The organism is Kitasatospora sp. NPDC048296, from assembly GCF_043201815.1.
GTDB lineage: Bacteria > Actinomycetota > Actinomycetes > Streptomycetales > Streptomycetaceae > Kitasatospora.
In genome coordinates, this window is sequence record NZ_JBICZB010000049.1 from 1 (window position 1) to 13,152 (window position 13,152).

Annotated in this window: 12 protein-coding genes; 4 read left to right on the forward strand and 8 right to left on the reverse strand. The window is 74.4% G+C overall.

Features of this window, described 5'->3' with window-relative positions; translation table 11 throughout:
• Positions 1-466: 466 nt before the first annotated feature.
• On the forward strand, positions 467-1,600 hold the full coding sequence (locus tag ACGF12_RS25470; RefSeq protein WP_393034423.1) for a DUF2690 domain-containing protein: 1,134 nt from the start codon (positions 467-469) through the stop codon (positions 1,598-1,600).
• 8 nt (positions 1,601-1,608) lie between these two features.
• Here the strand turns inward: ACGF12_RS25470 and ACGF12_RS25475 are convergent, their stop codons facing one another.
• The 5 genes from ACGF12_RS25475 to ACGF12_RS25495 form a co-directional block, all read right to left on the reverse strand.
• A complete protein-coding gene (locus ACGF12_RS25475; protein ID WP_393034426.1) occupies positions 1,609-2,796 on the reverse strand; it encodes an RNA polymerase sigma factor in 1,188 nt (395 codons plus the stop codon).
• Between the two features lie 137 nt (positions 2,797-2,933).
• Positions 2,934-4,838: a DNA primase gene (gene dnaG / locus ACGF12_RS25480; protein WP_393034429.1), complete on the reverse strand. Its 1,905-nt coding sequence runs from the start codon at positions 4,836-4,838 to the stop codon at positions 2,934-2,936.
• Positions 4,839-4,902: 64 nt separating this feature from the next.
• Positions 4,903-6,213 (reverse strand): deoxyguanosinetriphosphate triphosphohydrolase, encoded by a 1,311-nt coding sequence (locus tag ACGF12_RS25485; protein ID WP_393034432.1) that lies wholly within the window; start codon positions 6,211-6,213, stop codon positions 4,903-4,905.
• 158 nt (positions 6,214-6,371) lie between these two features.
• Positions 6,372-7,397, reverse strand: a complete 1,026-nt coding sequence (locus tag ACGF12_RS25490; RefSeq protein ID WP_393034435.1) for an SGNH/GDSL hydrolase family protein — start codon at positions 7,395-7,397, stop codon at positions 6,372-6,374.
• Between the two features lie 166 nt (positions 7,398-7,563).
• Positions 7,564-8,508 carry a PAC2 family protein gene (locus ACGF12_RS25495; protein WP_393034439.1) on the reverse strand — a complete coding sequence of 315 codons (945 nt, stop codon included), beginning with the start codon at positions 8,506-8,508 and terminating at the stop codon, positions 7,564-7,566.
• Between the two features lie 700 nt (positions 8,509-9,208).
• Between ACGF12_RS25495 and ACGF12_RS25500 the strand changes: the two genes are divergently transcribed.
• Positions 9,209-9,943, forward strand: a complete 735-nt coding sequence (locus ACGF12_RS25500; protein ID WP_355669436.1) for a GNAT family protein — start codon at positions 9,209-9,211, stop codon at positions 9,941-9,943.
• Here ACGF12_RS25500 and ACGF12_RS25505 read toward each other — a convergent pair.
• Positions 9,933-11,174 (reverse strand): ADP-ribosylglycohydrolase family protein, encoded by a 1,242-nt coding sequence (locus ACGF12_RS25505; RefSeq protein WP_393034443.1) that lies wholly within the window; start codon positions 11,172-11,174, stop codon positions 9,933-9,935. The genes ACGF12_RS25500 and ACGF12_RS25505 overlap by 11 nt on opposite strands.
• A gap of 109 nt (positions 11,175-11,283) precedes the next feature.
• Here ACGF12_RS25505 and ACGF12_RS25510 point away from each other — a divergent pair, with 109 nt between their 5' ends.
• Both ACGF12_RS25510 and ACGF12_RS25515 read left to right on the forward strand, forming a co-directional pair.
• On the forward strand, positions 11,284-11,463 hold the full coding sequence (locus ACGF12_RS25510; RefSeq protein ID WP_393034446.1) for a hypothetical protein: 180 nt from the start codon (positions 11,284-11,286) through the stop codon (positions 11,461-11,463).
• Positions 11,464-12,279 carry a hypothetical protein gene (locus ACGF12_RS25515; protein ID WP_393034449.1) on the forward strand — a complete coding sequence of 272 codons (816 nt, stop codon included), beginning with the start codon at positions 11,464-11,466 and terminating at the stop codon, positions 12,277-12,279.
• Positions 12,280-12,292: 13 nt separating this feature from the next.
• Here the strand turns inward: ACGF12_RS25515 and ACGF12_RS25520 are convergent, their stop codons facing one another.
• Together ACGF12_RS25520 and ACGF12_RS25525 are read right to left on the reverse strand one after the other, a co-directional pair.
• The gene (locus tag ACGF12_RS25520; RefSeq protein WP_393034452.1) at positions 12,293-12,604 is read right to left on the reverse strand and encodes a transcriptional regulator; all 312 of its coding nucleotides are present in this window, start codon (positions 12,602-12,604) and stop codon (positions 12,293-12,295) included.
• Positions 12,604-13,077, reverse strand: coding sequence for a hypothetical protein (locus tag ACGF12_RS25525; RefSeq protein ID WP_393034454.1), 474 nt, complete (start codon positions 13,075-13,077; stop codon positions 12,604-12,606). Before ACGF12_RS25525 ends, ACGF12_RS25520 begins: the two co-directional genes overlap by 1 nt.
• Positions 13,078-13,152 lie beyond the last annotated feature (75 nt).

A 13,152-nucleotide genomic window follows, 5' to 3' on the forward strand; every position in this document is an offset into this window, starting at 1 on the left:
GGGGGGCCCCCCCCGCCCCCCCCCCCGGGCCCGGGGGGGGGCGCCCGGCGGGGCCCCCCCCCCCGCCGGGGGGCCCCCCCCCCGGGGGGGGGGGGGGGGGGGGGGGGCCACCCCCCCCCCCCCCGGGGGTCCCGGCGTTCGGGGCAGCCTCCCCCCGCGAGGCTGCCCCGAACGGTGGGGGTATCCGGGACTCGGTGTCGGGCCACCGCGGCCGACCGGCCGAGGCCCGAACGAAGCGGCCGGAGCGGCGAAACGCACCGGCCAGAGAACTGTGCACCACGAACACGTGATTGTTCGAGCGTTCCGGGGGGTTGTGAGACACTTCCGTCCGTCTCAACGCCATGACCTGGAGTTTGAGACGCCAGGCCGCTGAGGTTGGAGAAGGGTGGACACCGAACGGCCCGGGCCGGGCCTGCACTTCCTGCCCTGTCCCCCGTGACCCGTCTCGCGACCTTGGAGGGCCGCATTGGCTTCCGCCTGGAAAGAACTGCCCGAGGAACTCTCCCGACCCGCCCGGCGACTGGCGGAGGAACTCCGGGCCATCAAGGACACCGCCGGGCTCTCACTGGCCGAACTGGCCACCCGGACCCACTACAGCCGGGCCTCCTGGGAGCGCTGGCTGAACGGCAAGCGGGTGGTGACCGAGCAGGCGTTGGAGGCGCTGGCCGGGGCGGTGGAGTGCGACGCGGCGGAGCTGCGGCGGCTGTGGCGGCTGGCGGTGGAGCCCGCCGCCGAGGAGTCGACCGCCGACGAGCCGGCCGCCGAGGAGCCGGCCGCTGACGCGCCTTCCGTCGAGGAGCCGGGCGAGGCCCCTGTGGCTGTTCCGGCCGTCACCGCTGCCACCGCCGCTACGGGCGAGGAGTCGGCGGCCGAGGAACTGCTGACCGACGGACCCGCCGCCGAGGAGGCCGACCGCCCCGCCGTCGCCTGGTGGCGACGCCCGGCGGTGCTGCTCTCGGGCGCGGCGGTGCTGGCGCTGCTGCTGGTGCTGGTCGGCCTGCGGATCACCCGGCACCACGACCAGGCCTCCGCGGCCGACGCCCCGACCCCGCCCGCCGTCCCCAGCGCGATGCCCGTCCCGTCCGCCCCCGTCTGCCAGGCCGTCGGCTGCGCGCACAAGGACCCCAAGACCACCGGCTGCGGCAAGGACGCCCGAACGCTGCAGACCCAGGTCATCAGCAAGGTGGTCGTCTACCTCCGCTACAGCCAGACCTGTCAGGCCGCCTGGGCCGCGATCACCGAGGGCGAGCCCAAGGACTACGCGGTGATCACCGACAGCACCGGGGAGAGTGAGACGGCCCTGATCCACTGGGGCTACGACAACTACTCGCTGATGCTGAACGCCGCGGACCCGGGGGTCGGCTTCCAGGTCTGCGGCTTCCAGCCGGCCGGGCACAACTGCACCACGACCGTCGTCAACCTGGCCTCGGTGGTGGCCGCCACCCCGATCCCGATCGGCCCCGCCTCACCGCCCCCGGGCGCCGAGGCCCCGGCGACGCCCGGTGACTCGGCGAGCCCGGCCCAGGCCGCGCCGAGCCCGTCCGGGTCTCCGTCCGTCTCCCCGTCCACCTCCCCGTCCCCGTCTCCGTCCACGCCCTAGGGACCGGCCTAGTCGAGGTAGCCGCGCAGCTGCTCGGTGTAGGCGTGGTCGCGGAGCTTGACCAGCGTCTTGGACTCGATCTGGCGGATCCGCTCCCGCGTCACGCCGAACACCGCGCCGATCTCCTCCAGCGTGCGCGGGCGGCCGTCGTCCAGCCCGTAGCGGAGCTGGACGACCTGGCGCTCCCGCTCGCCGAGGGTGGCCAGCACCGCGTCCAGGTGCTGGCGCAGCAGCAGGAAGGTCGCGGACTCGGCGGGCGAGGCGGCGTCGGCGTCCTCGATCAGGTCGCCGAGCGCGACGTCGCCCTCCTCGCCGACCGGCGTGTGCAGCGAGATCGGCTCCTGGGCCAGCCGGAGCAGCTCGCGCACCCGTTCCTCGGTGAGCTCCAGGGCCGTGCCGATGTCGGCCGCGGTCGGTTCCAGGCCGCGTTCCTGCAACAGCGCGCGCTGGACCCGGACGACCCGGTTGATCAGCTCGACCACGTGCACCGGCACCCGGATCGTCCGGGCCTGGTCGGCCAGCGCCCGGCTCATCGCCTGTCGGATCCACCAGGTCGCGTAGGTGGAGAACTTGAAGCCGCGGGCGTAGTCGAACTTCTCCACCGCCCGGATCAGGCCGAGGTTGCCCTCCTGGATCAGGTCCAGCAGGGTCAGCCCGCGGCCAACGTAGCGTTTGGCGACGGACACCACCAGGCGCAGGTTCGCCTCGATCAGACGGCGCTTGGCGATCCGGCCGAGGACCACCAGGGTGTCCAGCTCGGCGGCCAGCGGGTCGGGCGGCGGCGGGTCGCCGTTCAGCTGCTCCTCGGCGAACAGCCCGGCCTCGATCCGGCGGGCCAGTTCGACTTCCTCAGGCCCGGTGAGGAGCCGGATCCGGCCGATTTCGCGCAGGTACTGGCGCAGCAGGTCGGCAGCCGGGCCGCCGCCCTCGGCGGGTTCGGGGGGCTCAGGGGGTTCCGGGGGCTCGTCCTCGTCGGCGGATTCGTCGGCGGATTCGTCGGCGGACTCGATGTCGGCGTCCGGGCTGTCGGGGTGCCCCTCCGACAGGCCCTGGGCGGGGACCCGGGCGCCGTCCGGGGGCGCCGCCCCGGCCCGGCTGTGGTCCGTCTCCTGCTCCCCGGCCGGTTCGGCGGGTTCCGCTGGTTCGGTTCGTCTACTGGCGGTGGTCGCTGCGGCAAGGCCTTGGTCCACGGGCATCCCCTCGGGGCGGGCGCGACTCTGGCGGACCCGCGCTGTACGGAGGTGGGACGCCCTCCAGTGTGCGGTACGCCACGCTCCGTGGCCGAGACTCGTGCGCCGACTTTCTGCGCGACGGGCTGGTGGAACAGCGGCGCCTACAGCGCCGCCGCGCCCCGGCTGCGGAGCTGCTGCCCGTACTGCTGGAGCTGCCACAGCTCGGTCTGCACCGCGTGCAGCTGGTCGGCGTCGGCCCGGTGGCCGAGCCGCTGGAGGTAGGCGCGGACCTCGTTGACCCGCCGGTCCACCGCGAGCAGACGCAGCTTGACCAGGAACTCGCCTGCGTAGACCGCGTCCGCCTTGCGGCGCGAACGCACCGGCTCGACGGTCAGCTCGGTCACCAGCGAGCGCACCCGGTCGTCCGGGGAGGCCTCGCGCACCGCACCGGTGAAGTCGGGCAGGGTCGCCCCGTACGCGGCGCCGCCGGCCTTGGCGATGGCCTGCCGGACGGCGGTGTACGGCGGGGTCGGGAACTCGTCGTCGCCGTAGTGGTCGAAGGCCGGGCTGACCAGGTCCGGGTGCTGGAGCGCCAGCTTGAGCAGCTCGCGCTCGACGAACTGGGCCGGGTCGCGCGGGTTGAGCCGGAAGGCGGGCTGCGCGGGACGCTGCGGCTGGACCGGCTCGGGGCGGCGGGCGCCCGCGCCGCGCGGGTTCTGCTGGCGCTCGCGGTCCCAGCGGGCCAGCTGGGAGACCCGGCGGACCACGAAGGGCTCGTCCAGGATGCCGAGCATGCCGGCCAGGCGGACGGCGTACTCGTGCTGGATCGAGCGGTCCTTGATCTTGGCGACGATCGGGGCCGCCTCCTCCAGCGCCGCCGAACGCCCCTCCGGGGTGTCCACCCGGTGCCGGGCCACCACCGAGTTCAGCGCGAACTCGAACAGCGGGACCGGGTTGTCGATCAGCTGCTTGACCGCCTCGTCGCCCTGGGCCAGGCGCAGCTCACAGGGGTCCATGCCGCCCGGGCTGACCGCGATGGAGGTCTTGGCGGCGAACTTCTGGTCGTCCTCGAAGGCCCGCAGGGCGGCCTTCTGGCCGGCCGCGTCGCCGTCGAAGGTGAAGACCGTCTCACCCCGGTACTGCGAGGTGTCCATCAGCAGCCGGCGGATGATCTTGATGTGGTCCTCGGCGAAGGCGGTACCGCAGGTGGCCACCGCCGAGGTCACCCCGGCCAGGTGGCAGGCCATCACGTCGGTGTAGCCCTCGACCACCACCGCGCGGCCCGACTTGGCGATCTCCTTCTTCGCCAGGTCGATGCCGTACAGCACGTGGGACTTCTTGTAGATCGGCGTCTCGGGGGTGTTCAGGTACTTCGGGCCGTTGTCGTCCTCGCGCAGCCGGCGGGCGCCGAAACCGACCACCTCGCCCGCGATGTCCCGGATCGGCCAGACCAGCCGGCCCCGGAAGCGGTCGATCAGGCCGCCGCGCTGGCCCTGCGAGGCCAGGCCGCCGAGCAGGATCTCCTTGTCGGTGAAGCCCTTGCCACGCAGGAAACGGACCAGGTGCTCCCATCCCACGGGGGCGTAGCCGACGCCGAAGGCCTTCGCGGCCTCCTCGTCGAAACCGCGCTCGGCCAGGAAGCGGCGGCCGATCTCCGCCTCCGGCGAGGTCAGCTGCTCCTGGTAGTAGGCGGCGGCCACCTTGTGCGCCTCGACCAGCCGGGTCCGCTCGCCCTGCTGGTGGCGGGGGCTGTAGCCGCCCTCCTCGTAGCGCAGGGTGATGCCGGCCTGGGCGGCCATCCGCTCGACGGCCTCGGCGAAGGTGAAGTGCTCGATCTTCATCAGGAAGGCGATGGTGTCGCCGTTCTCCTGGCAGCCGAAGCAGTGGAAGACGCCCTTGGCGGGGTTCACGTAGAAGGAGGCGGACTTCTCGTCATGGAAGGGGCAGACGCCCTTGTACTCGCCGCCGCCACCGTTGGTCAGCTGTACGTAGTCGCCGACCACCGCGTCGATCGGCAGTGCGCTGCGCACCGCCTGTACGTCTTCGTCCCTGATCCGCCCGGCCACCCCGGAAGTCTACTGGGGTGGCCGGGGTTTCGAGCCGTGGTACGGGCCGGTGCCCGTTCCGCGCTCACGCCCAGGCGGCGCCGACGAGTCTGGCGTGCAGGGCGAGGGCCGAGGCGTCCGTCAGGGTGGCGATCTGGTCGACCACCGTGCGCAGCGCGGCGCGGTCGTCCTCGGCCTCGCGGTACATCGCGGCGAAGACCGGGTCCAGCCCCTCGGGGGCCCGCTGGGTGAGCACGTACGCCAGCTCGGCGATCACGATCCGCTGGCGGGCGCGCAGCTGGGCCTGCTCGTCGCGCTGCATGACGAAGCGGACGGCGACCGCCTTGAGCACCGCGCACTCCAGCCGGACGCCCCTGGGCACCACCAGCTCGGCGGTGTAGCGGGTGAGGCGGCCCGGGCCGTAGCGGGCGCGGGTGGCCTGCTCGGCGGCCAGGCAGAAACGGCCGATCAGCTGGCTGGTGAGGTCCTTGAGCCCGGCCCGGGCGCGCGCGGTGCCGTCGTAGCTGCGGGGCCACCAGTCCTGGGCGAGCAGCCGGTCCAGGGCGGCGGCCAGTTCCTCCGGCTCGGCGTCCGGGGCGTAGCGCTCGGCGACCTTGAACAGCTCGGCGCGCTCGCTCGGGGCGCGCAGCGCGGCCGGGTCGATGTGGCCGGCCTGGAGGCCGTCCTCGACGTCGTGGGTGGAGTAGGCCACGTCGTCGGACCAGTCCATCACGGTGGCCTCGAAGCACTTGCGCCCGGCCGGGGAGCCGGCCCGCAGCCAGCGGAAGACCGGCAGGTCGTCCGCGTAGACGCCGTACTTGGGCGAGGCCGGGTCGGTGGGGTGGGCGCCCTTGGTCCACGGGTACTTGGTGGCGGCGTCCAGGGCGGCCCGGGTCAGGTTGAGGCCGACGCTGCGGCCGGGCCAGGGGGCGAGCCGGGCGGCGGGCTGCTCCTCCTGGGGCGCGAAGCGCTTGGGTTCGAGCCGGGTGAGGATGCGCAGCGACTGGGCGTTGCCCTCGAATCCGCCGCAGGCCTCGGCGGCCTGGTCGAGGGCCTCCTCACCGGTGTGGCCGAAGGGCGGGTGGCCGATGTCGTGGGCCAGGCAGCCGGTCTCCACCAGGTCCGGGTCGCAGCCCAGGGCCGCGCCCAACTCCCGGCCGACCTGGGCGCATTCGAGCGAGTGGGTGAGCCGGGTGCGCGGGAAGTCACTGCGCATCGGGGCGACCACCTGGGTGGTGCCAGCCAGCCGGCGCAGCGCCGCCGAGTGCAGCACCCGGGCGCGGTCGCGCTGGAACGCCGTACGGCCGGGGCGTTTGTCCGGTTCGGGGACCCAGCGGGCCTCGGCGGCGTGGTCGTACGGGAGCGGGGCGGCGAGGCGGTGCGTGGTGTCATCCATATGCATGTCACGGTACGCCGCGCCTCCGACACGCGGGGTGTGCCGCGCACGAAGGGGCGCGGGCCAGGGCGTGAATGGTGGGCGGCGCGCCGGTGTCCCTCCCCGCTGACCGCTCGCACCCGGACGGCCCGGTCCGCGCACCGTTCCCCCGGGCGCGCTCAGCCCCGGACGGCCTTCAGCACCGCGGCGGCCGCCGCCTCCTGCCCCTTGGCGTTGGGGTGCACCGGCGCCAGTCCCCGGGCCGGGAAGGGCGGCTCGATCCAGCGGGCGTCCTCCCCCGCGCACATGTCGTGCCCGGCCGAGGGGCCCGCGATGTCCACGAAGACCGCCCCGGCGGCCTCCGCGCGCTTCCTGAGCATCCCGTTGAGCTGCTGCTCCTTCTCCGCCAGGAAGCCCAGGTCCGCCGGCGCGACCGTCCTGCCGAGCACCGGCGCGCAGTTCGTCGGGTCGGCCGGGAACAGCGCCGGGTAACCGACCACGTAGACCCGGGCCTGCGGGGAGCGCCGCCGGATCTCCTGCAGGATCTGGGAGACCTGCTCGCCGGTCGCGTCCACCCGGGCCTGCAGCTGGTCGCCGCCGCCGGTGGAGTAGTGCTCGCGGCAGGGCGCGTCCGCCCGGTCGTCGCTGACCAGGCCCTTCACCGCGCCCACCAGGTTGTCCTTGGCGCACTCGGTGACGACCTGCATGAAGCCCGCGTCGTTGCCGCCGATCCCGACGGTGACCAGCCGGGTGGCCGGGGTCAGCGCGTCCAACTGGGCCGGGTTGGGCCCGCCGTCGGTCGACTGCGGGGCCCGCAGGTCCCCGGTGCGGGCGCCGCTGCAGCTGACGTCCCGGAACTGCGCGGGCGGCAGGTCGAGCGCCTTCGCCACCAGGGCGGGGTAGTTGGCCCCGGAGCGGGAGCACCCGCTGGGCTCGCCGACCTGTGGGGCGATCTTCATCCCCGCCGTGTACGAGTCGCCGAGCGCCACGTACGGGCCGGTGGGGGTCGGCGTGGGTGTCGGGGTGGGGGTCGGCGTGGGGGTCGGCGTGGGTGTCGGGGTCGCCTCGGCGGCCGGCCTGCCGGGCAGCGCGCCCGCGAAGCCCGGCGTCGAAGCGTCCGAACCGGCCCCGCCGCCGCACCCGGCCAGCAGCAGGGCGGCCACCCCGGCCGTCACGGCGACGGTCGGGCGTGTGGTCCTCGGCATGGCGTCCCTCCGGGGGTACGAGTGGCGGGCGGCTCCGTACGGCGGCCCGTCCCCCGGGCACCCCTGGGTCCAACGTACGGGCCCGCCGGATGACTCCCGGCAGGCCCGAACCGCGCCGCGCCGCCTACGCCGCGCCGCCTACGCCGCGCCGGTTGCCCCGCGCCGCCTACTCCGCGCCGCGCTCGTGCTCGGCGAGGAACTCCTCGAAGCGCCGACCCAGCTCGTCCGCCGAGGGCAGGTCGACCGGCTCGGCGAGCAGGCTCTCCCGGCCCTCCGCGCCCGCGACCGCGTCGTACTGGCCCTCCATGCCGCGGATCGCCGAGCGCAACTCGCCGTCCCCCTGGGACAGCTGCTCCTCGATGTCGGCGTAGACCTCGCCGACCCGCTCGCGCAGCAGCTTGCCGGGCAGCACCAGGCCGGTGGCGGACTGCACCGCCTCCAGGATCAGCACGGCGGCGGCCGGGTAGGCCGAGCGGGCCACGTAGTGCGGGACGTGCACCGCGAATCCCAGCACGTCGTGCCCGGCCTCGGCGAGGCGGTACTCCAGCAGGGCCTGGGCGCTGCCCGGGACCTGCGCCTGCTCGAACCACTGCGGGTAGCCCGCCGCGAGGTCGAGCCGGTTGCCGTGCGGGGTCAGGCCGACCGGGCGGGTGTGCGGCACGCCCATCGGGATGCCGTGGAAGTCCAGGACCAGGCGGACCTCGAAGCGTTCCACCAGCTCGCGGACGGCGCGCGTGAAGCGCTCCCACTCGACGTCCGGCTCGGGGCCGCTGAGCAGCAGGAACGGCGCGCCGGCGGCGTCGCGGACCAGCTGGAGCAGGATCTCCGGCGGGTCGTAGGACGCCCACTGGTCGCGGTCGAAGACCATCGCGGGGCGGCGGGCCCGGTAGTCGACCAGGCGGTCGTGGTCGAAGCGGGCCACCACCTGGGGCGAGCCCGTCTCCAGCAGGTGGGCCACCACCTGGCCGCCGGCCTCCCCGGCGTCCATGAAGCCCTCGAAGTGGTGGAGCAGCACCAGGCCGGCTCCGGTGTCGCGCAGCTCCGCGGTGGCCGCGGCCACCGCAGCCACGCCCTGCTGATCCAGCTCGTACAGCGCCTGGAAGTCACGCACCGCGCACCCATCCCCGTTCTCTGCTCGTCCCGATCCGACCGGCTCTCATCCCCTCCAGCGTGCCGGGCGGCGCCGGAATTCCCGCTGCGGCGAACGGTCCGTCGGACGACCCGGCCGAGAACCCGGCCGACGACCCGGCGAGCGGCTCGCTCAAGGGCCGTTGCCGACCACTCCGGACCATGATCGCACCCGAAGGAAAAGCCCCTGGTCACGGGTGTTCAGCAGGCCGATCCGGGGCGCGCCGCGGCGGCCCGCGCCGCCATTCGCGTGCCGCGAAGTGACGCACCGCCTTCTGGCGGGTATCGTCCTCTCGCTGCCTCGCATCGTCGCGTCGTCGTCACGTCGTCCGTAACGCCGTCGATCACGACCCGGATCGGTGCTCCGGCAGCCACCCACGACGCATCTTGCCTTCACCTGGCCGCCTGCTTCCCTTCGCGCACTCGTTTCCTTCTCGGCCATTCGCGGACGCACACTGTCCCCTCGCACTTCCCGCCGGACCGGTCCGAGGACCCGTGTCCGTTCCGGCACCCCGCGCCGCCCGTTCCGGGCCGCCGCCCCCCGCCCCGCCCGACCGGAATCCTCCGGCGTACACGGGTACCCGGAGGGCGGAAACCGGAGCGGGGCGAAGTCAGTCCACCGCACCCCGTGCCGCACCCCGGCGCGGGAGGCACCCTACGACCGATGAAGGACCGAAGGTTCCGTGCCCGTACCTGTCATCCTCACCGGCCGCACCGTGCGGCTGGAGCCCCTCGCCGCGCACCATGCCGAGGCCATCGCCACGGCCGGCGCCGAGGACCGTACGACCTACGCCTTCACCCCCGTCCCGCACGGCCTGGAAGCCGCCCGCGACTACATCGCGCGGGCGCTCGCCGACCAGGCAGCGGGCCGGTCGCTGCCGTTCGCGACGGTGAACGTCGCCGACGGCCGGGTGGTCGGCTCCACCCGGTTCCTGGAACTCGACTACTGGCAGGGCCCGATGGTGTGGCCGCCGGTGCCCGGCGTGCCGTTCGGCGATCCGGAGACGGCCGTCCCGGACGCCGCCGAGATCGGCAACACCTGGCTCTCGCCGCGAGCCCAGGGCACCGGCATCAACACCGAGGCCAAGCTGCTGATGCTGCGGCACGCCTTCGAGACCTGGGGCGTGCAGCGGATCTCGCTGCGCGCGGACGCCCGCAACCTGCGCTCGCGGGCCGCGATCGAGCGGCTCGGAGCCACCTCCGAGGGCGTCCGCCGGGCGCACTCGCGCGGGCTGGACGGGGTGGTGCGCTCGACCGCGTTCTACTCGATCCTGGACTCCGAGTGGCCCGCCGTCCGGGACATCATCGAGCTGCGGATCGCCGCCGCCACCTCGCCGAGCGCCCCGGATCCGGCGATCAACCAGGAGTGCCTTAGACAAGGCGGCAGCGGCGCCGGGCAGCTGATGATCACGGCCTGAGGGGGGACCGTTCACCGGTGGCAGCGCCGTGCAGGAGTCGGGTGAGGACGCCTTCCCCCTGATTCGCGCTCCACCGGTGACGGCTCGCCTCGGCGACTGCGGAGACCGGGCTCCAGCCGCCCCGGACCCTGGCGACCGTCACCTCCCAGAGGGCGTAGCCCTCCGGGTGGCAGATCCGAACGGTGCCCTCACGGGTGTGGACGGTGCAGTGGCCCTGCTCGGATACGGTCCGGATGCGCTGCCACTGCTCGTCCGTCCACACGACCGTCGGCACGGGGTGCGGCCGCGGGACCAGCATGCTCTCGCGGCCCTGGCCACCCGGGACGCTTCCCGGCTCGGGGAAGGCCCAGGTGGGCAGCGGTTCGCGAGCGGCCATCCAGGCTGCGGGGATGCCGACGGTGCCGGTGCAGGCGGCGACCACCCCTCCGGTGATCGCGGCCACGGTGTCCATGTCGCCGCCGGGCGCGATCGCCTCCCAGATCGCCGCCCGGTAGTCGGTCAGCCGTCGCGCGGCGCACCAAAGGGCGTACGGGACGGTGTCGGCGGCTGAGGTCCGGCTGCCGTTGCCGAGCACCTTGGCGGCGACCAGCGGGTCCGGTTCGGCGAGCAGCTCGACCGCCTCGGCCAGGCCGTCTCGGACCGCGCCGAGCGGGGTGCGACGAAGGACCTTCTCCAGGAAGCTGCTCGGGGCCATCCTGACGCCCCTCCCCACCTGGGCCGCGAAGGCTGCGGCCACCGCGACGGCGATCGCGCCGTCGACGGCCTGCGGATGGGTGTGCGTGATCAGCGCGGTCTCGGCTGCGGGCCGGATCGCCTTCGTCGGGTCGGCGAAGTACGCCGCCCCCAGCGGAGCGACCCGCATCGCGGCGCCGTTGCCGTACGAGCCCTGGCCGTCGAAGAGTTCGGCGGCCAGCGCCTGGGCGTCGCCGCCCTCGCGGATCAGCCGGAGCAGCCGGTTGGCCGCCGGGCCGTAGCCACGGTCGAAGTCGTGGCGGCGGGCGAAGGCGTGGGTGAGGTCGAAGGTGTCGATCGTGCCGCGTTCGCGGTGGGCGGCGTACACCGAGCAGGCCATCTCGGTGTCGTCGGTCCACGGCCAGGGGCCGGGCGGTTCGGTACGGGAGGCGTGGTGGGCCCGGGCGGTTTCCGGGACGAAGAACTGCGCGCCGAGGGCGTCGCCGACGGAGAGCCCGTTGAGCGCGTCGAGCGCGGGGCCGTGGGATTCGGTCATCATGTGGGCCCAAGCTGATCCGCTGAACCGCCGTTTCGTCAACACCGTTACGCCGACGCCCCCGACGGGGGATGTTTCGCATACCGCCGATCCGGGCGGGCAGCACCGGGGCATGACCCGCGCGAACCCCCTCGACCCCGTCGTCCTGCTCGGCGCCGACCAGCAGCACATCGCCACCCGGGCGCAGTTGCGCCGGCTCGGCGTGCCCTCCGGCACGATCGCCCACCGGCTGCGTCCGGGCGGGCCGTGGCAGCAGGTGCTGCCACGGGTGATCTGCCTGCAGAGCGGATGATTGACGGTTCATCAGAAACTGCGGGCCGCGCTGGCGTACGCGGGTCCGAAGGGGCGGGAACCGCAGCCCGGGGAGGTGCTGCTGACCGGGCTCGCGGTGCTGGCCGACGCCGGGCTGCCGAGTGCCGGGCACCCGGCCGACCTCGCCGAGGTGGATGTCCTGATTCCCGGTCAACGCCGGGTGGCCGACCGGGAGTTCGTCCGGGTCCACCGAGCGACCGGGGTGATGCCGGGCGGGTTCGAGCGGGACGACGGGCTGTGGAGCGCCACGGTCGCGCGGGCGCTGGCGGACCTCGCGCCGCGGGAGACCGGGCCGCGCCGGTTCCGGGCGCTGTGCGCCGAGGCCGTGCAACGGCGGCACTGTGAACTCGGCGAGCTGCTGGACCAGTTGCTGGCCCGGACGGGCGCATTGGCGCTGCCGCAGGTGGCCCGGGTGGTGGAGGACCTGACCGCCGGGGTCCGTTCGGTGGTGGAGGGCGAGGCCCGCGACGTGCTTTCCGGCGCGGGCCTGCCCGAGCCGCTCTGGAACCCGGTGCTCTTCCTGGACGGCCGCTTCCTCGCCGTCCCGGACGCCTACTGGCCGCACGCCTGCGTGGCGCTGGAGATCGACTCCCGCGCCTACCACCTGCGCCCGGCCGACCACGAACGCGGCCTCGCCCGCGCCAACCGCCTCACCGCCGCCGGCCTCCCGGTGGTCCGCACCACCCCGACCCAGCTCCGCCGTGACCCGGCGCCGGTGCTGCACGAGCTGACCGCGCTGCTCACCACCGGCCCCCACGGCCGGCACCACCGCATCACCTGGCGGCGGGCCCGGTGAACTCGGCGACATTTCAGGCGTGTTGGGCTCCGGCGGCCTCGGCGGCGGCGACCAGTCGCTGGAGTTCGGCGAGGTGGGCGGCGAGCGCGGCACGGCCCTCGCGGGTGGCGGCCAGCCAGGTGCGCGGGCGCTTGCCGACGTAGCCCTTCTTCACCACCAGGTAGCCGGCTTCCTCCAGGGCGGTGGCGGCCTTGCTGAGGACGGAGTCGGAGACCTCGCAGTGGTCCCGGACGGCACCGAACTCGGCCTCGTGGCAGGCGCCGAGGAAGGCGAGCACGGTGAGCCGGGTGGTGTGCTGGAGCAGCGGGGAGAGGGCGGGGGGCATCAGTCGGCCTCCTTCAGGCGCCGGACCCGGCGGTTGAGCCGGTGGGTGCCCGCCCAGAAGGTCAGGCCCGCCGCGAGCCCGGCGGCCCCGCCGATCCAGCGCGGGCCGCCGCCGGCCTGCCAGGCGAGCACCATCGCGGCCGCCGACGCGGCGCAGACCGCGAGGACCGCCGACGCGACCGGGCCGCCGGTGCCGTCCGGCATGCCCCGGCGGACGATGCCGTCGCTGCGCATGGCGACCCGCGCGAGGCCACCGGTCATCGCGGCGAAGCCGGCTGCGATCCCGCCGATCATGGCGATCTGCCCGGTCTCGATGACCTGACCGATCCCCAGGCCGTAAGCGGTGAAGGTGAAGGCGAAGGTCGGCCCGTACCAGCGGGGCAGCTCGCCCGGTTGCCGGGCGGCCGCGCCGGCCCGGTCGGCCAGGCGCAGCGCCTCGGCGGCGGACGGCGGCGTGGGAACGGAGTCACTCATGACTTCCCCCTCGGAAAGTGACGATGCCTCCACTGTGCCATTGGCTTTCCGAACTGGAAAGTACTTTCCATGAAC